Here is a 20,907-nt window from a genome sequence, read left to right as displayed (position 1 = left end):
CCGCCGCCGCGGCAATCACACAGCCCAGAAGGAACCCGGCCAAACGGCCGAGCGCTACCGCGCCGTCCAGCCGCCATCGACCGAGATCGCGGTTCCCGTGATCTGGTCGGCTGCGCCCGAGCACAGGAAGGCGACAGTGCCGCCAAGCTGTGCCGGAGAGACGAACTCGAGCGACGGCTGCTTTTCGGCGAGCATATCTCTCGCAGCATCCTGCTGGCTGATGCCGCGCTCCGCGGCGATGTCGTTGATCTGCTTGTCGACCAGCGGCGTGCGCACCCAGCCGGGACAAACCGCATTGCAGGTCACGCCGCTGCCGGCGGTCTCCAGGCCTACCACCTTGGTCAGGCCGATCAGACCGTGCTTGGCCGCGACATAGGCCGCCTTGTGCGTCGACCCAACGAGGCCGTGGGCGGAGGCGATGTTGACGATGCGGCCCCAGCGCTGCTTCTTCATCTGCGGCACCGCGGCGGCAATGCTGTGGAATGCAGCCGACAAATTGATCGCCAGGATGGCATTCCAGCGGGCGGCCGGAAATTCCTCGACCGGCGCGGTGAACTGGATGCCGGCATTGTTCACGACGATATCGAGGCGGCCGAACTTGGCAACCGTCGCGGTGACCAGGCCGCGCACGGCATCTTCCTTCGACATGTCGGCGCCGTCGTAGGTGACGCGCACGCCATGCTCGCGTTCGATGCCGCTCCGGATCGCCTCGATTTCATTGGCGTCACCGAAGCCGTTCAAGACGATGTCGGCGCGCAGTCTGGCGAGTTCCCTGGCAATGCCGAGCCCAATGCCGCTGGTCGATCCGGTGACGATGGCAACCTTGCCTTTCAACATGGGAATTTCCTTTCGATGCTGTGAGGATGTGAGGCGCCGCAACTCAGTCGCGGCGGTGGACGTCGTGGGTGACGATGCCGCGCTCGGGCGCCGGCCGGTCGAGGCGGCTCGGATCCGCCAGCGTGCGGCGGATATCCTCCAAGCCGCCCTGCCAGTGCGCGCGCATCGCGCTCAACCCGAACTCATAGTCCTTGGAGTGACGCTCGTGGATCTTGGACTGATAGATCAGGTGAATGATGTTGCAGGAGCGATGGCGAGCCATCTCGGCGATCTCGCGAATTTCCGGATCCTGCCTGGCGCTCTCCGGCAGCAGTGCGAGCGTCCGCTGCAACGCCTGACGCATCTTCTGCATTCGCAGCGCCTGGTCGGTGATGGCGCGGGTGCGGCTGGAATACTGGATGTCCTTCTGCCGGCTCGATACCTCCATCAGGTCGTTGGGCACGCGGCCCTTCGCCGACCACAGATCGATCTGGAAGGTCAGCGTATCGCGCGGCTCGCTGGACAACACGCGGGACAAGGGCGTGTTCGAAACCACGCCGCCATCCCAATAGTGCTCGCCGTCGACCTCGACAGCTGGGAAGCCCGGCGGCAGCGCACCCGACGCCATGAAGTGCTTCGGTCCGAGCCGGCGCTCGGCGGTGTCGAAATAGGTCAGATTGCCGGTGCGCACGTTGACCGCGCCGACGCTGACGCGCACCCCTCCCGAGTTCAGCCGATCGAAGTCGACGAGCTGCTCCAGCGTCTGGCGCAATGCGGAGGTGTCGTAGAAGCTTGTCGCGGCGGCGCCTGAGAATGGCGACAGGAACGGCGGCGGGAAGCGCGGCTTGAAGAAGCCGGGCTGCCCCTGGAACAAGGCGCGCATCGCCGCCAGCGCATTGTGCGCCGAGCGCATGTCGAAGGCGAACGGCAGGGCATTGGCGAGCCCCTCGCCGGCCGGCCATTCCACCGACGCGGCACAGATGCCTTCCCAGAATTTGCGCAACCGCTCGACGCGCTCTCCCTCGGGCGAGCCGGCGATGATCGCGGCGTTGAGCGCGCCGATCGAGATGCCGGCGAGCCAGTTCGGCCGGATGCCCGCCTCATGCAGGCCTTGATAGACGCCGGCCTGATAGGCGCCGAGCGCGCCGCCGCCCTGCAGCACCAGCGCCACGACATCGTAGGGCAGCGACCTGGTCTGCTGCGACAGCGGATTGATCTGCTCGCGCATCACGTTCAGCATGGCTGGATCTCCTGATGGACGGGTTGGGGCCGGTCAGCCGGCATTCGCAGCGGTCAAGACGTCGCCGCCGCGATGCGGTGCCGCCTGGCTCGTGGCGAGATAGTCGTGCACCACGCTGCCAAGCCCCAGCGTGAGGTCGGCAAGGATGTGCTTGGCGGAGAGAACCTCCAGCACCGGCAGCTCGGCGACGGGCGCCAGCGCATGCGAGTACAGGTCGAGCGCAGCCGGTCCGGTCCAGGCACCCTTCACCGTGACGTCCTCGAGGTGGTAGCGCACCAGCTCGCAGATGCGCGGCGTGCCGTCGACATGCGGAATGATCTTGAGGAGGAAATTCGGCGCGGCGAGCTTTTTGGCTTCGGCAGCGATGTCGAGCGCGCGGTGCTTGTAGCCCATGGTTCCGGTCGCGATCCGCACCGAACCGTGGTTCAGGGTGCCGACCAGCGTGTCGATCTCGACCTCCAGCTTCGGCTGTGCCAGCTTTTTGGGAAATCCCCACAGCTCACGCCCGCCCGCGATCGGCGGATGATCGTTGAGGAACATCTGATGGGTGAAGCCGCCGAGCTGGCCCTTGTAGGACACCGGAATGACCTGGCCGCTCTCGGTGTAGTCGCCGAAGCCGGTCGAGTCCGGCATGCGGATGAACTCGTAGTTCACCACCGGATCGGTCAGCTGCAGCGGCTCAGGCACCACGCGGCGCAGCGCGTCGGGATCGGTCCGGTACTGGATGATGAAGTACTCGCGGTTGATGAAGCGGTAGGGCCCGGGCGGAAAGGCCGGACTGGTCAGCGGCATCGCGAACGACGATGTACGCACGGTGTCGTGTTTCACTTTGGTGAGCTCCAGATATGGCGGTCGAGGGTGGCCGCGCCCCCGTGCAGGGCGCGGCCGATGTCGGGAGTGTTAGACTTCGGTGACGTGCTCCGGATCGGCGGATGCGAGCGCGGCGGCGCGCTCGGCGCGCGGCGGATAGATCCAGACGGTGTTGATCTCCCGCTTGGTCTTCTTGGCGACGTCGCCGACCATCTCGACCTTGCGCTCCCAGCCGCGGGTGAACAGCGCGCCGGCCTCACCGAGATCGAGGCAGGTGACATAGGCCTTCTGGTGATACGGCTTGGTTGGGACGCCGAGCAGTTCGGCGGCGGCGTTGTTGCCGGCAAAGGCGCCCATCCGCGTGGCGTGCTGGCACGACATCAGCGCGTAGTTGCCGTCGTCGTCGCATGCGGCGCGCGCCGCATCGCCGGTGGCGAACACGCCCGCGACCGCCGGCACGCGCAAATCGCGGTCGACCAGCAGTCGGCCGGAATTGTCGCGCTCGGCCGGGATCTGCGCGGTCAGCGGCGCGGCGCGGATGCCCGCCGCCCAGACCACGGTCGCGGCCTCGATATGCTCGCCGCTGGACAGCGTGACGCCGGACTTGCTGACCTCGGCGACGCCGGCGCCGAAGCGGCCCTCGACGCCGAGCTTGCGCATCGCCTCCTCGATGATCGGACGCGGCTCCTCGCCCATGTCGGGCGCAATCGCGGCGTTACGCTCGACGATGATGACGCGCGGCCTGGCGTCGTTGCCGAGAATCTCCTTGAGCCGCGCCGGCATCTCGGTCGCGGCCTCGATACCGGTGAAGCCGCCGCCGGCAACGACCACGGTTTCGCGCGCCACCGATGCGGGCTGCTTGGCGAGACCATGCAGATGACGGTCGAGCGCGATCGCGTCCTGAAGATTGTCGACGCTGAAGCCATGCTCGGCAAGGCCGGGCACGTTCGGGCGGAACAGCCGGCTGCCGGTCGCCACCACCAGCCGATCGTAAGGCAGCGTCTTGCGTGCGTCCTTGGCGGTGACGATCTGCACGGTACGCGCCTTGGTGTCGACGGCTTCGGCGCTGCCCTGCACATAGACGACGTCGATCGCGTTGAAGACGTCGAGCAGCGGTGCGGTCAGCGTCTCCGGCTTGGGCTCGTAGAGCCGCGGGCGGACCACCAAAGTCGGCTCCGGTGCGACCAGCGCGATCTCGAGCTCCTCGGGCGAAACGCCCTTGATGTCGCGCAGGCGGGCTGCGGAAAGTGCGGCGTACATGCCGGCAAAGCCGGCGCCGATGATGACCAGTCGCATGGGATATCTCCTTTGGGTTGACAGTCTCTGATGTCCGCGCGTCGCCGCCGCCACTTGCCGCTGACGGTCAAACCTGCCGCGAGCTGCGACGCGAAGCTGTGAAATGAAAGTGAGTGCCTATTGACGGGCGGCGCAGCCCGATACGAACGGCGTGCGCGGCGCAGGCCCACACGCCGCACGACAGCCGCGCGTGCCGGGCAGCGAACCGCGGTGAAAGGAGATCGGCTGCGCGGCGCCCGGAAAGAGGTCCCGGGTGAGCCCCTGAGCCGCGTCGTTGATCATCACCGAGGTCATCGGATGGACGCCGTGAGCGGCCTGCGCCGGGGCGTCGGCATCGTCGCCGGTTGCCGTGGTGAAGCGGACGGTGAGCGTCAGCCCGTACATCAGTGCGGTCGCGACGGCCCGGCGTCGCCGCGTGATTGCGAGGGAGCTGCCGAAATCCTTCCAGGCCATCGCTTGTCTCCGTTGTTGGCGTGGGCGCCACGGTGATCTAGCGAATTGAGCTTGTCCGTGCCCCAGAGCGATTGCCCGACCTGAAGAGCGATTGCTGCTACCGCAGACGACGACGCCAATCGCTCGGGGTTTCGCCGGTCAACTTCCTGAATGCCGCGGCGAACGCGGTCTGCGAGCTGTAGCCGAGCGCCGCCGCGATCGAGACGACGGATGCATCGGTGTCGCGCAGCATGTTCATGGCCTGCTCGAGCCGGTGCTGGCGCAGCCAGGCATGCGGCGAGAGCCCGGTGCTTTCCTTGAAGGCACGGCAGAAGTGAAAGCGCGACAGGCCGGCGTCCATGGCCAGCGCCGCAAGCGAGACGTCCGCATCGCTGTCGGAGCGCAACCGCTCGACGGCGCGGCGCAGCGCGGTCGGCGACAGCCCTCCCATGGTCGCCTGTAGCATGGCAGGCGCGCCGGCATGCGCCGACAGCAGGCGGTTCGCCAGAAGATCTGTCAGCTGGTGCCTGAACAGCGCATCCAGCGCCTGGCTGCCGTCGAGGGCGTCGGCGGCGCTCAACAGCAATCGCGACGTAATGGGATCGGGATGCGCGGTGCGCTCCAGGAGGTCGCCGGGCGCGGCGGTGTCGGCTTCGCCGGCCACGCGCTGCAGCGTCGCATGCGGAAGATAGAGCTGAACGACATGCATCGACTGGTGGATGTCCCATCGCGAGGTCGAGCCGGCCGGAATGATCGTCACGACGCCGGAACGCGCCGTTCCGATCGAGGTCACCTTGCCGGTGCGCCGCTCCAGCTGCTGCGAGCCGGCAGGATAGGTCATGATGACGTGATCGACCATCGGCCGGACGACGTCGTGCAGGGCCTCGTGCTTCCAATAGGCGAACGCGCCGCTCGACGGGTCGGCCGCGATGCGCAGCGGCCGCGTGTGGAGCACACGGGCCATCTCCTGGTCGGCGGGAGCGCGCGGGCCGACCGGCGTCTCGGGCGGCTTGGCATCGGATGCGGCGGACGAATCCCGCAAAGCATCGTGCAGGATCGGCTTAGTCATGACCTGTGCTCGCGTTTGAAAGCTCATGCGCTACCTCCCTGCGGGCAGGGTCTATCGACCGATGAGGTGCGGAACTGTCTGCGGGACCTAAGCGCCACGCAGTTTGGATGTCTTTCCTGAAACGGCCATGCTTTATCTAATTCTGTTGCGAGCGTGCCTTTGCGACATTCTGCCTCCGACAAATTCGATCGGACCAAAGCAATTGAATTCCTTCTGGAATTGCATCGTCATGATCGACGCGGCGGGGCGTTCATCATCGCGTGAGGAACTGGACGGCACCGCAACAATCCGGATAAATAAGCCCCGACCACGCGGGATGACGGTGACGGTATCCGAGGTCGCCCATCACAGTCGGACTTGATCGATATGGCACAGGCAGGCGTCTACGGACGGAGGCTCGGGCAGCCGCTGCAATTGGCGGAAGCGCCCTCGCTGATCACGCGCTCGCTGCGCAGTGCCGAGCTCGCGGTCACCGAGACGCGGAACGACAGCCCGGTGCGCGACCTGTCCGGGTCGCTGCCCGCCGACGATGCCTATCTCCTCAGCCTCAAGTTTCGCGATTATCCGGACTGCGAGTGCTGGGAACGCGGCCGGTGCGTCATCAAGTCGGATATCCGCAGCGGCGCAACCTACCTGTACGACCTGAAGCGCGATCCGCGTTATGTGATCGACAAGCCGTTCCACTCGATCTTTTTCTATCTGCCGCGCTCGGCGCTCGACGACATCGCAAGGCAGGCCGGCGCGCCACGTATCGATGAACTGGCTTATCAACCCGGTATCGGCCATGACGACGCCATCGTCCGTCATCTCGGCGCTTCGCTGCTTGAAGCATTGCGCCGGCCGGAGGAGACCAACCAGCTGTTCGTCGATCACATGATGCTCGCCTTCACCGCACAAGTCGCGCAGACCTACGGCGGACTGCGGAGCATCACCGCGCCGACCCGCGGAGGCCTTGCCGCCTGGCAAGCGAGGCAAGCGTGCGAACGGCTCGAAGCCGACCTCGGAGGAAAAATCCCGCTGAAGCAGATCGCGGCCGAGTTCGGCCTCTCGGTCAGCCACTTCTCGCGGGCCTTCCGCGTCTCACCGGCCTGCCGCCTCACCAATGGCTACTGCAGCAACGGGTGACGGCGGCCAAGCAATTGATGGCGGTGCGCGACCTGTCGCTGTCCGAGATCGCGATTTCGGCCGGCTTTGCCAATCAGAGCCATTTCACGCGGGTGTTTTCGGCCGTGATCGGCGTCAGCCCGGCGGTGTGGCGCCGCGAGACGCATCGCCCGGCGAACAGCGCGAGCTGAACCGGTCCGCGTTCAACCGGCCGGGGCGGCTTGAACGGTATGCTTGGCATGCCATTTGGGGCCCGGCCCGCGCATGTAGTGGAGCTCGGGCCGGTAAGGATCGCGAATTCGCTCGATCAGATTCTGCCAGCCGGTCGTGATCGCGTGCAGGCCGTGGCGAAAGGGCAGCAATGCTGGCTGCAGCGACGGCATGGCGTCCTCTCAGTGTGGTTTGCCGAGAACGGATGCGAAGGACAGGATGACGATCTCGTCGCCGGCCTCGTCGCTGACATGCACGGCCCAGTCGCGCCAGTCTTCCAGGCTGGCCGTTGCGACCAACGATCGCATCATGCACGTCGCCGCCTCGCAGGCCTCGGAAAGGCTGGTCACCGCGGTGCCGCGGCGATCCATCAACACGCCGCGCGTAGTCGAGCAATGGAAATAAACCTGGGCCATGTCAGTGTCCTTGCAAGCTCCGGGCGAGCAGGCTCGCCTTTAACAAGCTCTACGTTTCTTGGACGCGACCATCCGTGATGCGGTTCACACCGGTGCCGGCGGCGCGGCGACCTCGCGGAATGGTGATCAGGGGCGCCAGCACCACCCTCACCAAATCGCGATTTGACAGTTCGTCTATATTTGTCAAAATCGTCAAATGGGACCGAAGACCCGCATTCTCGATGCCACGATGCTGGTGTTCCGCCGGCACGGCTTTCGCCGATCCTCGATCGAGCAGGTCGCCGAAGCGGCCGGCCTGACGCGGCAGGCGCTCTACCACCATTTCGAATCCAAGGAAGCGCTGTTCCGCGCCGTGATCGAGCGCGTGCATGAGTCCGCGATCGCGGCCGAGGACGCCGCCGTTGCCGAGGCGGAGACGGCGGGCGGCGATCTCGGCGACATTCTTGCCGCAGGCATGATCGCGCGGATGTCGACCATGATCGCGTCGCTGGACGGCTCGCCGCATCTCGAGGAGCTGTATTCCGAGCACCTCTTGCACGCGCGCGACCTCTACCAGACCTATGCCGCGCGCTACGCGGAGCGCATGGTCACGACGATCTCGCGGATCGTGCGCAAGCAGCAGCTTGTGCTGCCGCAGGGCCTGTCGCCGGCCGAATTCGCCCGGCTGGTCGAAATGGCGATGTACGCATCGAAGTCGCAGTACCCGGCGATGCAGCCGGCCGATGCGTTCCTGAAGGACATGGCGATGATGGTGCGGACGCTCTGCGCGGGTGCCATGTCGAAATCCATGTCGAAATCCGAGAGGCCGCCCGTCAAGAAGGCGGCGATCAGCCAAAAGCCGACACGCAGGAAGACCGGAGGACATCCATGAGCACGACGACCATCAACGGCCGCGTTGAATCCCTGCCCGACGATCCCGACGCGTTATTGATCGACGTCGTGCGCGACCAGCTCAAGCTCACCGGCACCAAGCTGGTGTGCGGCGCCGGCGTCTGCGGCGCCTGCACGGTGCTGGTCGACGGCGCGCCGGTCGCAAGCTGCCTGATGCCGGCCGGCGCAGCTGCCGGCAAATCGGTGACGACGGTGGAAGGCATCGGCGCCGCAACGCTGCATCCGGTGCAGAGGGCGTTCATGGCGCATGACGCGCTGCAGTGCGGCTTCTGCACGCCGGGCTTCATCGTGGAAGCGACCGCGTTCTGCGACCGCTGGCGTGCAACCAAGGGAACGGCAGTGCCCTCGCGCGAGGAGATCGGAGTGGCGCTGTCCGGCCATCTCTGCCGCTGCGGCGCCTATGACGGGATTTTCCGCGCGGTGGCGGATGCCTGCACCGGCCGTTTCGACGGCGACAATGTCACAGCGCCCCGCATCGAGGCGCGCGACAAGGTGACGGGCGCGGCAAAGTACACCGTCGACATCAACCATAATGGCCAGCTCGAAGGCGTGATCCTGCGCTCGCGCGAGGCGCATGCCCGCATCACCACGCTTGATTTGGCTCCCGCGCGAGCAATCCCCGGCGTCGCCGCGGTATCGCTGCTCGGCGACGACCGCATCGTGCGCTATGTCGGCGAGCCCATCGCGGCGGTCGCTGCCCCGGACCGCAGGACCGCGCATGCCGCACTCGCCGCGATCAAGCTGACCAGCGAACGCCTGCCCTCCGTGATCGGGCTCGACGCCGGGCGCAAGGATGACGCGCCTGTCGTGTTCGACAAAGCAAGCCGCAAGCGGGCCGGCAACGTCTCGGAAGCGGCCGGCGGGCCGGCGCCCTGGAAGCAGAACATCCGCGGGCCGACCGCGGTGTTCTCGACACGCGCCAAAAAGGCCCGCAACTGGGTGGATGAGGCGCGCCAGGCCAACAACCGGCTGCTCGTCGAAGCAACCTTTCGCACCGCCACACAACAGCACGCATGCCTCGAGCCGCACGCTGCGGTGGCGCGCTTCGACGGCGACGGGCTGACCCTGCACGCCTCGACCCAGCAGGTGTTTCACCTGAAGGAGCAGATCGCAAAACGCTTCAAGCTCGGTCACGACAAGGTTCGCGTGATCGCCGATCACGTCGGCGGCGGCTTCGGATCGAAGGCGAGTCTCGGCGTCGAGACGATCGCCGCGATCGAGCTCGCGCGCGAGGCGAAGGCACCGGTGCGGGTCGCCTACGATCGACAGGAGGAGCTCTCCGTCGCCGGCTACCGGCCGGCCGCGGAACTGAAGGTCGCGCTGCTTCCCTCCGAGCAGGGCGGCCTGAAGGCGCTCTCCGTCACTGCGCATGCCGATACGGGGGCCGCGACCAATTCGACGATCGCGGGCCTGGCGCGGCTGATCTATCCGGCCGAGGCCAAGGACCTTTCGGATTTCGACGTCATCAGCAATTTGCCGCCCGGCGCCGCCTTCCGCGGCCCCGGCGGTCCGCCGATGGCATTCGCGGTGGAGCAGGCGATCGACGAGGCCGCGCTGCGGCTCAACGTCGATCCGATCGCGCTGCGCAAGCGCTGGGATCCCGATCCCAACCGTCAGCGGCTCTACGACTGGGCATCCGGGCTCGAGATCTGGCGCAATCGCAAGCCGGCACAGAATGGACGCTATCGCCGCGGCATCGGGGTGGCGACGGGCTACTGGCTCTATCTGTGGCAGCCCAACGTGAAGGTCGAGGTCGCGGTCAAGGCCGGCCGCATCATCGCCAGCACCGCGACGCAGGACATCGGCACCGGCACCCGCAGCGTGCTTGCCGACACGATCGCGCGCGAGTTCGATCTCGAACCAGCTGACATCGAGGTACGGATCGGCGATTCGTCGCTGCCCGAGGGGCCCGGCTCCGGCGGCAGCCGCGTCACCGCCTCCGTGCTGCCGCCGACGCTGCAGGCGGTGCGGAAGCTGAAGGCCGCGATCCTCGAACAGGCCACACGAAAGCCTGCGCCGGGTTCGAACGCGCCCTGGCGCGAGCTGATCGCGCGCTCGCCCGACATCGCTGTCACGGAGACGCGCGGCGAGGACGGCAAGAACACCGCGCCCGGCATCCGCTCGCCGCTGCGCGAAGTCGGCCTGATGGGATTTGTGTTCGGCTGGATGATGCGCCGCTTCTCGAACATCGCGGTCGGCGCCGGCGTGCCGAGCTCGGTGCAGGTCATCGAGGTGGAGGTCGACACCTGGCTCGGCCATGTGCGCGTGCTCAACGTGCATACCGGCATTGCGGTCGGCAAGATCGCAGCGCCCGCGCTGGCGCACAGCCAGGCCTGCGGCGCGGTGATCCAGGGCCTTGGCTACGCGCTCTATGAGGCGCGCGAGCTGGATCCGACGAGCGGCGACGTCCTGACCGCGGGGATGGAGGATTATCGCATCCCGGGCATCGCCGACACGCCCGAGATCGATGTCCATTTCGACGAAGCCGGCTTCGACCATGTGCTCGGCAACAGCGTCGGCATCGGCGAGGCGTCGACGGTGCCGACCTCGGCGGCCGTCGCCAACGCGATCCACAATGCGATCGGCGTCCGCCTCACCGAGATTCCGATCCGTCCCGACCGCATCGTCGCCGCGCTGAAAGGGAGGGCTGCCGCATGAGTGCCGCAACCGCAGAGGCAATGTTCGCGCCCGAATTCCGTGCCGCCGGCACCGACCTGTCGGAGCGCCGCCGCAGCGGCCTGTCGTGCGGCACGATCATCGATCTCGCCGCCAGTCCCGATATGATCGGAATCGCGTGGAACGCCGACGGCTCGGCACGCATCGGCGCCCTGACCGCGATCGCAACCATCGCATCCGACGGGCGACTGGCCCAGGCCTATCCCGGCATCGCCGCGGCCGCACAGGGCCTGGCCACGCCGCAGATCCGGCACATGGCGACGCTCGGCGGCAACCTCGCGCAACGTTCGCGCTGCTGGTATTTCCGCAATCCGCAGATCGCCTGTCTCAAGAAGGGCGGCTCCGACTGCCCGGCGCGATCGGGCAACCATCTCTATCACGTCGCGTTCGATCTCGGCCCTTGCGTGGCGCCGCATCCGTCGACCATGGCGATGGCGCTGTTGGCCTATGATGCGAAGGTCACCACGGACCGGCGCAGCGGATTGTCGATCTCCGACCTGCTCGGCAACGGCAGCAACGGCAGCAACGGCACGGCCGACAATTTGCTTGCGGCAGGCGAACGGATCGAGCGGATCGAGCTCCCCGCCCCGCTGGCCGGCGAACGCGCGCTCTACAAGCGCGCCATCAGCCGCTCGCATGCGGAATGGCCGCTGGTCGAGATCTGCGTACGAACCGTGATCTCAGGCGGTGCATTCCAGCAAGTTTATATCGCCGCCGGCGGCATCGCTCCGGTGCCGCTGCGGCTTGCGGCATGCGAGGCGGCACTGCGGGGCAAGCCCGCCAACGCAGCGACGATCGCGCAAGCCGCGGAGCTCGCGACATCAGGCGCGAAGCCGCTGCCGATGACAGGATACAAGCTTGATTTGCTGGTCGGTTTGCTGCGCGATGTGATGGAGCGGACGCTCAACGTCAACGAGACCGCGCGCTAGCCGCCACGGGTGGCAGCAAACAGCGCGGCCGCGAAAAAGAGTCCTGCGATGGTCCACAGCACCCAGGCGAGCCGGCCGTCGCCGCGCGCGTCGAGCGACGCTTCGGCGGGATTGGCGGGATTGACATGGACCTCGACGGCGGCGCCATCCTGGTAGCGCGACATCAGGCGCTGCAGCAACTTGTTCGAGCTCGCAGCGGACTCCGCGCCGACCCGCGCGCATTCGTTGGTGTAGCTGACGTTCTCGTAGGTGTAAGTGCAGGACACGCGCTTGCCGAACATCTCCATCCCGCGCCCGTCGCCATCGGGGGCAGCGCCACGATACTCCTCCATCTCGGACACATGGATGATGCCTGATACCACCGGCCAGTGGCTCGCCATCGTCGCCTGCCGCCGCACGGCGAGCGCAAACAGCGCGACGACGAGGCCGAACGCACCGAAGCCGATCACCATCCCCGACAAATCGGGCCGCGCCATGTGGCGCGAGAGAACATCGTTGATCCGATTGAGACCGAAAGCCGAGCCGAACACGATCGCGAGCACGATCGCACTGCCGATGCCCAGACATCCCCAGATGCCCTTGGGCAGATCACGCTCCAGCACCGCCTGATCGGGATGTCGCGGATTGTAGTAGACGGTCACGATGCTGCCGGCCGGATACTTCGCCAGTGTCTCCGCGACCTGGAAATTGCCGAGGTCTTCGCCGATGCTGACGCGGTTATTGCGCAACTTCCTGCCGTCCACCTGGTACTCGTAGACCACATTGGCGAAGTTGCGCTGCTCCATCCGATAGCCGTCCTCGCGCTCATCGTCGGAGACCCTGACCTCGCGTACCTCCGCGGCCGCGGTCACGACCTTGCCGGACGTGTCCGGCCAGCCCCTCGCCTCGCGCACCTGCCAGGTCTTGACGACGGCGGCGATCAGGATCAGCCCGAGCGGCGCGAGCAGCATCGCATAAACAAGCCAGGGCAAATCGGGCACGGGAAGGGTCCTTCATCGGAGGCAGCGCCGGTTTGACGCGCCACCCCTGTGAAGGGTTCAACCACCCGGCGGGGTTTATCGGGCCCGGGTCAGCGCCAGCCAGATGCCGCCGCCGATCATGAAGCCGCCGGAGATGCGCGACATCAACCGCGTCCGCTCCTTGGAGAAGAACTTTCGGGCGCGGCCGGCCGCCAGCGCGTAGGCCGCGTCGGTCAGCACGGCGGTTGCCATGAAGGTGACGCCGAGCAGCGCGACCTGCGGAATGTGCGGCTTGTCCATGTCCATGAACTGCGGAATGAAGGCGCCGAAGAACACCAGCACCTTCGGGTTCGAGAGCAGCACCAGAAAGCCCTGCAGGAAGAAGCCGCCGCGCGGCGGTGGCGGCGTCTCGTCGGTGCCGACGCCCTCGACCGGCGAGCGGATCAGCTTGATGCCGAGCCAGACCAGATAGGCCGCGCCGGCAAAGCGCACCCAGTCGAACCAGTACCCCATCGTCGCCATCAGCGAGGTCAGGCCGACCGCGACGATGCCGATCACGATGGCGAGCCCGACCTGCGCGCCCAGCACGTTGGTGAGCGCGGCGCGCGTGCCGTAACGCAGGCCGTTGGCGATCACCATCGTGACGATCGGACCGGGCAACAGCGCCAGCGCCATGCAGGCGGCGACGAAGGCGAAATAGGCTTGCAGGGACATGGAAATCTCACTGACGGTGAGTGCGAATTATGCACATAGGAGAGGTGAAGAGGAAGTGGTTCATGCTCATCTCCGTCATACCCCGCGAAAGCGGGGTATCCAGTACGCCGCGGCCTATCTGCTGAACATCAGCGCCTCTGGAATACTGGGTCACCCGCTTTCGCGGGAGACGACACCATATTCGCATGCGAGAGAGGGGCTCCTCAACGGCCATCCATGGCCACCGTCATCCATTCCTTGATCTCTTGCAACTCCAGAAACTTCAACGTCGCCCGTTGCACTTTTACGGCGTCACCCCTGCCCTGCGCCGCCACCGCCATGAGATCGCAGCGATGCGAGGCCGCGATGCCGATCGCGGCGCGCTTACCGTCGAGATCATAGGCCCTGATCCGCCCGGACATGCCCGCAACATGAACGACTTCACCCGCCTTCAGCGGCACGAAGCGCGGGCTGATCATGTCGACATCGGAAACGCGGTCGACCTCGTCGTCATCAGCGACGCCGCTGTCGCAGTTGCAGAAGCCGAGTTTTGGCCTGAGATAGACCTCGACGTCGGCGCCGCAATCGGCCACGCCGCAGCGGAAGGCGCGGCCGGCGGGCCAGCCGTCGCGCGGAAACGGCCAGGCGATCTCGCGCCACGCCGCAGCGCGCGGCGGTCCCATCTCGTAGCCCGCTCGGCTGAGAGGCCGCCGAGCGCCAGGAACAGCGCCGCGATGACCGACCACGATCGCTTCATCGCGCGCTCACGGTAGGCCAGCGATGGCGCGCGCCGCGCCGGTCAGTTCGAGAATATGCAGCCCGGTGTTGGCGCGGTCGACCGCGTAGATATAGCCGCGCTCGTCGGTCTCGAGATTGTTGGTCTGGATCGCGACCTTGCAGCGCTCCTTGCCGTCGAGGGTGACGCAGCGCTTGTCGGTCGCCGACGTGATCGACGGGATGAAGTAGCCGACTTCCTTGGGGTGATAGGGATCGCGGATGTCGAGCGCACGGACGCCGGCATTGAAGAAGGCGATGAAGGCCAGCTTCTTGTAATAGACCGGCGCCATGCTCTCGTTCGACGAGTGCGAGCCGAACCGGCCGCCGCGCTCGCAGAACGAGCCGGAGGCCTCCGGCACCGTGTAGCTCGAAATCAGCATCGGCCGCGCTTCGGTGGTAATGTCAGCGAACCACACCATCTGCCGCGCCTCGCCGCACTCGTTCTGGATCGCCTCGTCGACGATCATCACGATGTCGCGGGTCTTGCCGTCCTTGTCGTGCGCAAACTCGGCGATCGGCATGCCAGGCATCGGGAACACCGTGTGCGCACCGTTCATTGCCGACAGCGGCATCCGCGCGATCTCCGGATATTTCAGATTGTCCGGCGTCGGCTCTTTCGGTCCGTTCAACAACTTGTCGCGATCGACGATCTGCAGGAAGCCGCCCTTGTTGGTGCCGTAGCCGAAATAGACGCGGTTGCCCTTCGGCCCGGTCGAGATCGGCCCGTGCAATTCGGTCGGCACCGCGCCGGTGGCGCCGGGCTCCTGCCCGGGCAGACCAAAATCCCTGATCTTCCTGGGCTGCGTGGGATTTGAGAGATCGTAGACCTGCGTCATCCGCCGCGTGCGCCAGTCCGGCGCGCCCGACACCAGGAAGGCGATGCCGGTGCCGCATTCCCAAAAATTCTTGTGCGTGTCCTTCAGCCCGCCGATCCGGGTGACCAGCACCGGATTGGCGGGATCGGCGACGTTCCAGATCTCATGCGCCTCGCTGCCAAAGGTACGCAGCATGTAGACCGCGTTGCGATCACCCTTCGGCAGATCCTTGCCGTCGCAGATCCGCACCATCTGCGCGCCGCCGGATTCGTATTTGCCTTCCTGCCCGGGAATGTGCCGCAGATATTTCGGATGCGCGGGATCGGTGACGTCGACGATCGAGGTGCCGTTCGGCTCTGTCTTGCCGGTCATCGGATTGACGGGATCGGGAATGTCGTCGGTGCCGCCGTGATGGCCGATATAGGCGATCCACCGGTCGCCCTGATGATGGATGGTCGGCTGATAGGCGCTGCGCGCCTGCAAATCGCTGGTTCCAACCAGCCTCATGTTGGAGGCTTCGGGCGGGTCGCCGATCTTCGGCGGCTGGGCGCCCGCAGCATTTGCGAGCAGGACAACAAAGAACGTGCAGCAAACTGCCGTAACGCGACCACCCATGCGCACCACCCCGTATTCCCTGCCAATCTGCGTTGGCTGTCTGCGACGATAGCACGGCGAAATGACCACCCAAACACACGCTGTTGACATGCAACCATTTGGTTGCCTATTATCCAAGCCATGGATGAAGTCTTCAAAGCCCTCGCGGATGCCTCACGGCGGACGCTGCTTGACCGGCTTCACGATCAGAACGGGCAGACGCTCGGTGAGCTCTGCGACGGCCTCGACATGACGCGTCAGGCCGTCACCAAGCACCTTGTGATTCTCGAGGAGGCCAACCTCGTCACCACGATCAGGCATGGCCGCGAGAAGCTGCACTACCTCAACCCGGTTCCGATCCATCAGATCGGCGAGCGGTGGATCAAAAAGTTCGAGCGCGGGAAACTTGCCGCGCTCAGCGAATTGAAAAGACAGTTGGAGAAGCGTGATGAGTAAGCCGGAATTCGTCTACACCATCTATATCGCCTCGACACCGGAGCAGGTGTTCGCCGCGCTGACCGACGCCAAAATGTCGGAGCAGTACTGGCACGGCAGCTCCGTCGTCTCGGACTGGAAGATCGGCTCGCCATTCGCGATCCGGATGCCCCGGCACAACAAGGAAATCACCGGCGAGGTGCTCGAATACGATCCGCCGAGGCGGCTGTCCTATTCGTTCCTTGCCCACGACGGCTCCGATGGCGGCAAGGCTTCACGGGTTACCTTCGAGCTGGAACGTCAGAGAGATCAAGTCAGGCTCACGGTGATCCATGACCGCTTCGAACCCGGCAGCGTGGCGCTCGAAAAGATCAGCCTCGGTTGGCCGCTGATCCTGTCGAGCCTGAAGAGCTACGTCGAGTGCGGCCGGGTGCTGCATGCGCCCTGGTACGAGAACGAGGCAACGACGGAGCAAGCGCAATGAGCAGGCCCGAATTCGTCTACGTCACCTATATCGAGACCACGCCCGACAAGCTCTGGGATGCGCTGACCGACAGCGCGTTCACCAAGCAATACTGGTTCGACACCGAGGTCCGATCCGATTGGAAGGTTGGCTCGCCGTTCGCATTGGTGATGGGCGGCAAGACCACCGATACCGGCAAGATCCTCGAGGCGGACCGGCCGCGGCGGCTGTCTTATACGTTCAAGCACGAGCCGTTCGACGGCATGCGCGACGAGCCGGCGACGAAAGTCGTCTTCATCCTGCAGCCGTTCGGCGATCTCGTGAAGTTGACCGTAACCCACGAAGGCTTCTCCGCCGGCAGCAAGCTGCTCGGCGCCATCTCCAAGGGTTGGCCTGCGATCCTGTCCGGGCTCAAGAGCCTGCTCGAGACCGGCAAGGTGTCACCGATTCCGCCGGAGGCGCTCGGGATCGAGGGCTTCGAGTGACCATGAGAATCTATCGAAGGACACGTGCGGACATGAACATCGAGAAATTCAAGCCGGCGATCGTCTATGCCATCTACATCGCCGCCACGCCCGAGAAGGTGTGGCAGGCACTGACGCGTGCCGAATTCAGCCGGCAGTATTTTTCCGGCCACGCGGTCGAGGTCGATCTGCGGGTCGGCGGCGCTTACATCGTGCGCACGCCCGACGGCGCGCTGCATATCTCGGGCGAGGTGATCGAGTGCGATCCGCTGAAGCGGCTGACCGTCACCTTCAACGTCAACTGGCCGCAACTCGTCGAAAAGCTCGGGCCGACGCTCGTCACCTACGAGATCGAGCCGGCCGGCGACGGCGTGAAGCTGACCTTGCTGCAGTCGCATGATCGCCCGATCAGCGACGACATCCTCGAAGGCGGCCGCACCGGCTGGCCGGCGATCCTCTCCAGCCTGAAGAGCCTGCTGGAAACCGGCAAGGCCATGGTGATCCCGATGCAGCCCCCGCAACGCATGATGGCCGCGCTGAAGGAATTGGGGATTGCGCTGCCGATGTGAAACTTCTTCCGTCGTCCCGGCGAAAGCCGGGACCCATTACCACCGCTCCAAGCGGTAAGAGTTTGTTGGGGCCACAGCGTCGCGCAACAACTTCACCCTGTGGTTATGGGTCCCGGGTCGCGCTTCGCTTGCCCGGGACGACGGAGAGATTAAGCAGGAGTGGCGCGAGCGAATCCCTACACGAGAAGGAGTCCGACGACGAGATTGGCCACGAACAGCGTCGCATCGATGACGAAGATCCTGAGCATCGGGCCGGTCAACACGGGCCAATATGCCACCCCGACGCGTCCGCCGCGCATCAAGACCGGCAGGTTGTAGGCGAACTGGCTGAAGTGACACGCGGCGAAGAACAGGAACAGCGCGAGCTGCGCGTCGCCGGCCTGGAAGAACGGCGGCCTTGCCGCAAGGAGATACAGCGACAATAGCCCGATCGGCAGATTGATCCCGCCGAGGAACGCCACGCTGGCCGACAGGGTTGGCGCGATCGGATTTGCATGCTCCTGCCGCGGCACCAGGATCTTCAGCGTATTGCCCTGGGCAATGCTGAACTGGATGAATGCGCCGCCGAACCAGAGTGCGTTGAGGAGGAGGACGAAATCTGCAAATCGCATGGCTATTTTCCGTAGAACGCTTCGCTGCGCACCACACGGCCGGCATCGTCGAAGTCCATGAACTCGCTGGCGCGCGTGTCGCCCAATTGCCACCACACCGTCAGCCGCGCGATGGTGTCGTCCCAGCTCCAGTTCAGGATTTTGAGGTCTGCGCTCTCAATGCTTCCATAAGCCTGGCGCCAGTAGGCGCGGATGTTCTCTGCGCCGGCAACCACGGGGGAATCCGTCAATTTAAGCGCCAGGGGGCTGCGCATCTCGGCGTTTTCGGCGAAATGCGCGACGACGGCGTCGATATCGACCTTGCACCAGTTGGCGCACCACGCCTCGACAAAGCGTCCGACGGCTGCCCGGTCCATTGCCTGTTCGCCCACGCTCCCGCCCTCCTCCGCTGCTTCTGACGGAAGAGTGACACGGCGAGATCCTAACGTCAACTATGTTGACGTTAGGCGCGATCAGTTGCTGTCGGCGATGGCCTCCATCACGGCCATCCAGGCGGCGGCGCCGGACTGGCCGACACGATCGAACGCCTCGCGCATCACCTTGCGCTCGTAGCCCGATGCGCGCTGCTCGATGCGTTGTCCGGCCGGCGTCAGGCGCAGCAATTTGGAGCGATGCTGCTCCGCCGACCGTTTTGATGTCACGAGTTCACGCTGCAGCAACAGGCCGAGCGGCCGGTTCAAGGCCTGCTTGGAGATGCCGAGAATTTCGATCAGCGCGCCAATCGAGATGTCGGGTTGTCGCGCAACGACGTAGAGAATGCGGTGGTGGGGGCGCGACAGGCCAAGCGTGGCAAGATACTGGTCGGCCGACAGCGTCATCCCGCGCCAGCCGTAATACATCAGCTCCAGCGCGGCGTCCAAATCGTGGACCTTCTCGAGCGAGGCGCGATGCAAGCCCGCGGCGCGCGTGGCGGCTTTCTTCATTGGTCCCCCGAACCGAACTTAGCCCAGCGCCCGCAGCTCCCGCCGCAGCACCTTGCCGGTCGCCGTCATCGGCAGGCTGTCGGCGAACTGCACGAAGCGCGGGTATTCGTGGGCGGCGAGCTGGATCTTGACGAACTCCTGGATCTCGCGCGCCAGTGCGTCGCTCGGCGCGTAGCCCGGGCGAAGCACGATCCAGGCCTTGATCGATTCGGTGCGGATCGGATCGGGGATGCCGACCACGGCCGACATCGCAACCGCTGGATGCTTCATCAGCGTGTGCTCGATCTCGGACGGGCCGACGCGATAGCCGGCTGACGTGATCACGTCGTCCTCGCGGCTGACGTACCAGAAATAGCCGTCCTCATCCTGCACGCCGAGATCGCCGGTCAAAAGGAACTCGCCGGCATATTTCTTACGCGTCGCCTCCGGATTGCGCCAGTACTCGATCATGGTGCAGGGGCACGGCTGGCGGACGCCGATGATGCCGCGCTGTCCCCGCGGCATTTCCTCGCCCTTGTCGTTGACGATGCGGACGTCGAAGCCCGGCGTGGCGCGGCCCATCGAGCCCGGGCGGATCGGAAACAAATTGGAGTTGCTGCCGATCACGAGATTGCATTCGGTCTGGCCGAACACCTCGTGGGCATCGATGCCGAAGGTGTCGCGCACCCAGCCCAGCAATTCGCCGCCGAGCGACTCGCCGCCGGTGAAGATGCTGCGCAGCCTGACGCCGGAATTTTTCACATCGGCCTGCCGCATCAGCTTCAGCGCGGTCGGCGGCAGGAACACGTTGCGGATGCCGAGTTCGGCCATCATCTGCATCGCCGCCTGCGGCTCGAACTTGCGGGCGCGGTGACCGACCATCGGGATGCCATGGTACCAGAACGCGAACAGGCCGTTGATCAGGCCGCCAATCCAGGCCCAGTCGGCCGGCGTCCACATCAGATCACCCGGCTTGGGGAGAAAGTTGTGGCACATCTCGACATTGGGCAGATGGCCGAGCACGACGCGATGTGCATGCAGCGCGCCCTTCGGATTGCCCGTGGTGCCCGAGGTGTAGATGATCAACGCAGGATCGTCGGCCGACGTATCTACAGTGGCAAACTCGGGAGACGCCGACTTGATCGCGCCCCAGAAAGATTTTGTGCCCGCCGGCGTCGTTTCGCCGACGATGTAGACGCTCTTCAGGTCGGGCAGGCGATCGCGGATCTTTGCGATCTTCTGCCAGCCGGCCTCATCGGTGATGATGGCCTTGGCTGCCGAGTTCGAGAGCCGGAATTCCAGCGCATCCTCACCGAACAGCGCGAACAGCGGGATCGAGATCATCGCTGCGCGGAACGCCGCGAGATGCGCGACCGGCAATTCAAGCGATTGCGACAGGAACACTGCAACGCGGTCGCCACGCATCAGGCCGTCAGCGGTCAGCACGTTGGCGAAGCGGCGCGAGGCTTCCGCGACCTCGTCGAACGAGGTGCGCACGGTGCCGCCATCCTCGTCGACATAGAGCAGCGCGAGCCGGCCCGTGCCGTCGGCATGACGGTCGCAGCAGGCGGTCGCCATGTTGAAGCGCGCGGGAACGTCCCAGCGAAAGTTGCGATAGAGCTCGTCGTAGGTTTTGGCTTCCTGAAGCATGGCCGCAGACTAGAGCCTTTTCCGTTCCGATGGAATCGGAACGGGGCTCTAGATTCTTGTTTGACGCTTTTTCTTCACGCGAACCG

The 20,907-nt window shown here is 65.5% G+C and carries 23 protein-coding genes and 1 pseudogene; 8 read left to right on the top strand and 16 right to left on the bottom strand.

All coding sequences use genetic code 11. The annotated features are described in order from the left end of the window. Positions 1 to 54: 54 nt before the first annotated feature. From K359_RS0126505 to K359_RS0126480, 6 genes are all read right to left on the bottom strand, one after another. The gene (locus K359_RS0126505) at positions 55 to 837 is read right to left on the bottom strand and encodes a 3-hydroxybutyrate dehydrogenase (RefSeq protein WP_029082021.1); all 783 of its coding nucleotides are present in this window, start codon (positions 835 to 837) and stop codon (positions 55 to 57) included. A gap of 43 nt (positions 838 to 880) precedes the next feature. Continuing rightward, positions 881 to 2,056 (bottom strand): patatin-like phospholipase family protein, encoded by a 1,176-nt coding sequence (locus K359_RS0126500; protein ID WP_035977152.1) that lies wholly within the window; start codon positions 2,054 to 2,056, stop codon positions 881 to 883. Between the two features lie 33 nt (positions 2,057 to 2,089). After that, complete coding sequence (locus tag K359_RS53100; RefSeq protein ID WP_035977151.1) at positions 2,090 to 2,884, bottom strand: acetoacetate decarboxylase; 795 nt, start codon at positions 2,882 to 2,884, stop codon at positions 2,090 to 2,092. 72 nt (positions 2,885 to 2,956) lie between these two features. Next, positions 2,957 to 4,162 carry an NAD(P)/FAD-dependent oxidoreductase gene (locus tag K359_RS0126490; RefSeq protein ID WP_029082019.1) on the bottom strand — a complete coding sequence of 402 codons (1,206 nt, stop codon included), beginning with the start codon at positions 4,160 to 4,162 and terminating at the stop codon, positions 2,957 to 2,959. Between the two features lie 117 nt (positions 4,163 to 4,279). After that, positions 4,280 to 4,615 carry a hypothetical protein gene (locus K359_RS0126485; RefSeq protein WP_029082018.1) on the bottom strand — a complete coding sequence of 112 codons (336 nt, stop codon included), beginning with the start codon at positions 4,613 to 4,615 and terminating at the stop codon, positions 4,280 to 4,282. Between the two features lie 97 nt (positions 4,616 to 4,712). Continuing rightward, positions 4,713 to 5,663, bottom strand: coding sequence for an AraC family transcriptional regulator (locus tag K359_RS0126480; protein WP_029082017.1), 951 nt, complete (start codon positions 5,661 to 5,663; stop codon positions 4,713 to 4,715). A 366-nt stretch (positions 5,664 to 6,029) separates the two neighbouring features. Between K359_RS0126480 and K359_RS53095 the strand changes: the two are divergent. Further along, positions 6,030 to 6,958, top strand: a pseudogene (locus tag K359_RS53095) (helix-turn-helix domain-containing protein). Between the two features lie 12 nt (positions 6,959 to 6,970). Here K359_RS53095 and K359_RS53090 read toward each other — a convergent pair. Together K359_RS53090 and K359_RS0126465 are read right to left on the bottom strand one after the other, a co-directional pair. Beyond that, positions 6,971 to 7,150, bottom strand: a complete 180-nt coding sequence (locus K359_RS53090; protein ID WP_035977149.1) for a hypothetical protein — start codon at positions 7,148 to 7,150, stop codon at positions 6,971 to 6,973. A 9-nt stretch (positions 7,151 to 7,159) separates the two neighbouring features. After that, the gene (locus K359_RS0126465; RefSeq protein WP_029082016.1) at positions 7,160 to 7,393 is read right to left on the bottom strand and encodes a hypothetical protein; all 234 of its coding nucleotides are present in this window, start codon (positions 7,391 to 7,393) and stop codon (positions 7,160 to 7,162) included. A 196-nt stretch (positions 7,394 to 7,589) separates the two neighbouring features. Between K359_RS0126465 and K359_RS0126460 the strand changes: the two genes are divergently transcribed. From K359_RS0126460 to K359_RS0126450, 3 genes are read left to right on the top strand one after another with little or no spacing between them, the layout of a single operon-like run. Then, on the top strand, positions 7,590 to 8,264 hold the full coding sequence (locus K359_RS0126460; RefSeq protein ID WP_029082015.1) for a TetR/AcrR family transcriptional regulator: 675 nt from the start codon (positions 7,590 to 7,592) through the stop codon (positions 8,262 to 8,264). Beyond that, on the top strand, positions 8,261 to 10,942 hold the full coding sequence (locus tag K359_RS0126455) for a molybdopterin-dependent oxidoreductase (RefSeq protein ID WP_029082014.1): 2,682 nt from the start codon (positions 8,261 to 8,263) through the stop codon (positions 10,940 to 10,942). Before K359_RS0126460 ends, K359_RS0126455 begins: the two co-directional genes overlap by 4 nt. Beyond that, positions 10,939 to 11,889: a xanthine dehydrogenase family protein subunit M gene (locus K359_RS0126450; RefSeq protein WP_029082013.1), complete on the top strand. Its 951-nt coding sequence runs from the start codon at positions 10,939 to 10,941 to the stop codon at positions 11,887 to 11,889. Before K359_RS0126455 ends, K359_RS0126450 begins: the two co-directional genes overlap by 4 nt. Here K359_RS0126450 and K359_RS0126445 read toward each other — a convergent pair. The 4 genes from K359_RS0126445 to K359_RS0126430 form a co-directional block, all read right to left on the bottom strand. Then, positions 11,886 to 12,869 carry a DUF3592 domain-containing protein gene (locus K359_RS0126445; protein ID WP_029082012.1) on the bottom strand — a complete coding sequence of 328 codons (984 nt, stop codon included), beginning with the start codon at positions 12,867 to 12,869 and terminating at the stop codon, positions 11,886 to 11,888. The genes K359_RS0126450 and K359_RS0126445 overlap by 4 nt on opposite strands. 75 nt (positions 12,870 to 12,944) lie before the next feature. Then, entirely contained in the window at positions 12,945 to 13,562 is a 618-nt protein-coding gene (locus tag K359_RS0126440; protein ID WP_029082011.1) for a LysE family translocator, read from the bottom strand. Between the two features lie 203 nt (positions 13,563 to 13,765). After that, positions 13,766 to 14,224 carry a hypothetical protein gene (locus tag K359_RS53085; protein ID WP_035977146.1) on the bottom strand — a complete coding sequence of 153 codons (459 nt, stop codon included), beginning with the start codon at positions 14,222 to 14,224 and terminating at the stop codon, positions 13,766 to 13,768. An 81-nt stretch (positions 14,225 to 14,305) separates the two neighbouring features. After that, complete coding sequence (locus K359_RS0126430; RefSeq protein ID WP_029082010.1) at positions 14,306 to 15,748, bottom strand: LVIVD repeat-containing protein; 1,443 nt, start codon at positions 15,746 to 15,748, stop codon at positions 14,306 to 14,308. Positions 15,749 to 15,868: 120 nt separating this feature from the next. Here K359_RS0126430 and K359_RS0126425 point away from each other — a divergent pair, with 120 nt between their 5' ends. Genes K359_RS0126425 through K359_RS0126410 form a run of 4 tightly spaced genes read left to right on the top strand, consistent with a single transcriptional unit; the run spans position 15,869 to position 17,658 of the window. After that, the gene (locus K359_RS0126425; protein WP_029082009.1) at positions 15,869 to 16,183 is read left to right on the top strand and encodes a helix-turn-helix transcriptional regulator; all 315 of its coding nucleotides are present in this window, start codon (positions 15,869 to 15,871) and stop codon (positions 16,181 to 16,183) included. After that, positions 16,176 to 16,646, top strand: coding sequence for an SRPBCC family protein (locus K359_RS53080; protein ID WP_051346425.1), 471 nt, complete (start codon positions 16,176 to 16,178; stop codon positions 16,644 to 16,646). Before K359_RS0126425 ends, K359_RS53080 begins: the two co-directional genes overlap by 8 nt. Next, complete coding sequence (locus K359_RS0126415) at positions 16,643 to 17,110, top strand: SRPBCC family protein (RefSeq protein ID WP_029082008.1); 468 nt, start codon at positions 16,643 to 16,645, stop codon at positions 17,108 to 17,110. The genes K359_RS53080 and K359_RS0126415 overlap by 4 nt, the downstream gene beginning before the upstream one ends. Positions 17,111 to 17,142: 32 nt before the next feature. Further along, positions 17,143 to 17,658 (top strand): SRPBCC family protein, encoded by a 516-nt coding sequence (locus K359_RS0126410; RefSeq protein ID WP_029082007.1) that lies wholly within the window; start codon positions 17,143 to 17,145, stop codon positions 17,656 to 17,658. Between the two features lie 176 nt (positions 17,659 to 17,834). Here the strand turns inward: K359_RS0126410 and K359_RS0126405 are convergent, their stop codons facing one another. The 4 genes from K359_RS0126405 to K359_RS0126390 all read right to left on the bottom strand — a co-directional run bounded on the left by K359_RS0126405 (position 17,835) and on the right by K359_RS0126390 (position 20,821). Then, complete coding sequence (locus K359_RS0126405) at positions 17,835 to 18,269, bottom strand: hypothetical protein (RefSeq protein WP_029082006.1); 435 nt, start codon at positions 18,267 to 18,269, stop codon at positions 17,835 to 17,837. A 2-nt stretch (positions 18,270 to 18,271) separates the two neighbouring features. Continuing rightward, positions 18,272 to 18,625 (bottom strand): nuclear transport factor 2 family protein, encoded by a 354-nt coding sequence (locus K359_RS0126400; protein ID WP_035977144.1) that lies wholly within the window; start codon positions 18,623 to 18,625, stop codon positions 18,272 to 18,274. 96 nt (positions 18,626 to 18,721) lie between these two features. After that, on the bottom strand, positions 18,722 to 19,192 hold the full coding sequence (locus K359_RS0126395) for a MarR family winged helix-turn-helix transcriptional regulator (protein ID WP_029082004.1): 471 nt from the start codon (positions 19,190 to 19,192) through the stop codon (positions 18,722 to 18,724). 18 nt (positions 19,193 to 19,210) lie between these two features. Further along, the gene (locus K359_RS0126390; protein WP_029082003.1) at positions 19,211 to 20,821 is read right to left on the bottom strand and encodes an acyl-CoA synthetase; all 1,611 of its coding nucleotides are present in this window, start codon (positions 20,819 to 20,821) and stop codon (positions 19,211 to 19,213) included. Between the last annotated feature and the right edge of the window lie 86 nt (positions 20,822 to 20,907).

This window comes from Bradyrhizobium sp. th-b2 (genome assembly GCF_000426785.1).
GTDB classification, from domain to species: domain Bacteria; phylum Pseudomonadota; class Alphaproteobacteria; order Rhizobiales; family Xanthobacteraceae; genus Bradyrhizobium; species Bradyrhizobium septentrionale.
The sequence above is the reverse complement of the archived record's forward strand: the minus strand, read 5'-3'. Positions and strand labels throughout refer to the sequence as shown.

Bases quoted from the DNA above. Each gene is read 5' to 3' on its own strand.
- K359_RS0126455 (WP_029082014.1), top strand. From the start codon at position 8,261: ATGAGCACGACGACCATCAACGGCCGCGTTGAATCCCTGCCCGACGAT.
- K359_RS0126415 (WP_029082008.1), top strand. From the start codon at position 16,643: ATGAGCAGGCCCGAATTCGTCTACGTCACCTATATCGAGACCACGCCC.
- K359_RS0126450 (WP_029082013.1), top strand. From the start codon at position 10,939: ATGAGTGCCGCAACCGCAGAGGCAATGTTCGCGCCCGAATTCCGTGCC.
- K359_RS0126500 (WP_035977152.1), bottom strand. From the start codon at position 2,056: ATGCTGAACGTGATGCGCGAGCAGATCAATCCGCTGTCGCAGCAGACC.
- K359_RS0126400 (WP_035977144.1), bottom strand. From the start codon at position 18,625: ATGGACCGGGCAGCCGTCGGACGCTTTGTCGAGGCGTGGTGCGCCAAC.
- K359_RS0126410 (WP_029082007.1), top strand. From the start codon at position 17,143: ATGAACATCGAGAAATTCAAGCCGGCGATCGTCTATGCCATCTACATC.
- K359_RS0126505 (WP_029082021.1), bottom strand. From the start codon at position 837: ATGTTGAAAGGCAAGGTTGCCATCGTCACCGGATCGACCAGCGGCATT.
- K359_RS0126405 (WP_029082006.1), bottom strand. From the start codon at position 18,269: ATGCGATTTGCAGATTTCGTCCTCCTCCTCAACGCACTCTGGTTCGGC.
- K359_RS0126485 (WP_029082018.1), bottom strand. From the start codon at position 4,615: ATGGCCTGGAAGGATTTCGGCAGCTCCCTCGCAATCACGCGGCGACGC.
- K359_RS0126430 (WP_029082010.1), bottom strand. From the start codon at position 15,748: ATGGGTGGTCGCGTTACGGCAGTTTGCTGCACGTTCTTTGTTGTCCTG.
- K359_RS0126395 (WP_029082004.1), bottom strand. From the start codon at position 19,192: ATGAAGAAAGCCGCCACGCGCGCCGCGGGCTTGCATCGCGCCTCGCTC.
- K359_RS0126465 (WP_029082016.1), bottom strand. From the start codon at position 7,393: ATGGCCCAGGTTTATTTCCATTGCTCGACTACGCGCGGCGTGTTGATG.
- K359_RS53080 (WP_051346425.1), top strand. From the start codon at position 16,176: ATGAGTAAGCCGGAATTCGTCTACACCATCTATATCGCCTCGACACCG.
- K359_RS0126425 (WP_029082009.1), top strand. From the start codon at position 15,869: ATGGATGAAGTCTTCAAAGCCCTCGCGGATGCCTCACGGCGGACGCTG.
- K359_RS0126490 (WP_029082019.1), bottom strand. From the start codon at position 4,162: ATGCGACTGGTCATCATCGGCGCCGGCTTTGCCGGCATGTACGCCGCA.
- K359_RS0126440 (WP_029082011.1), bottom strand. From the start codon at position 13,562: ATGTCCCTGCAAGCCTATTTCGCCTTCGTCGCCGCCTGCATGGCGCTG.
- K359_RS0126390 (WP_029082003.1), bottom strand. From the start codon at position 20,821: ATGCTTCAGGAAGCCAAAACCTACGACGAGCTCTATCGCAACTTTCGC.
- K359_RS53090 (WP_035977149.1), bottom strand. From the start codon at position 7,150: ATGCCGTCGCTGCAGCCAGCATTGCTGCCCTTTCGCCACGGCCTGCAC.
- K359_RS53085 (WP_035977146.1), bottom strand. From the start codon at position 14,224: ATGGGACCGCCGCGCGCTGCGGCGTGGCGCGAGATCGCCTGGCCGTTT.
- K359_RS0126480 (WP_029082017.1), bottom strand. From the start codon at position 5,663: ATGACTAAGCCGATCCTGCACGATGCTTTGCGGGATTCGTCCGCCGCA.
- K359_RS0126460 (WP_029082015.1), top strand. From the start codon at position 7,590: ATGGGACCGAAGACCCGCATTCTCGATGCCACGATGCTGGTGTTCCGC.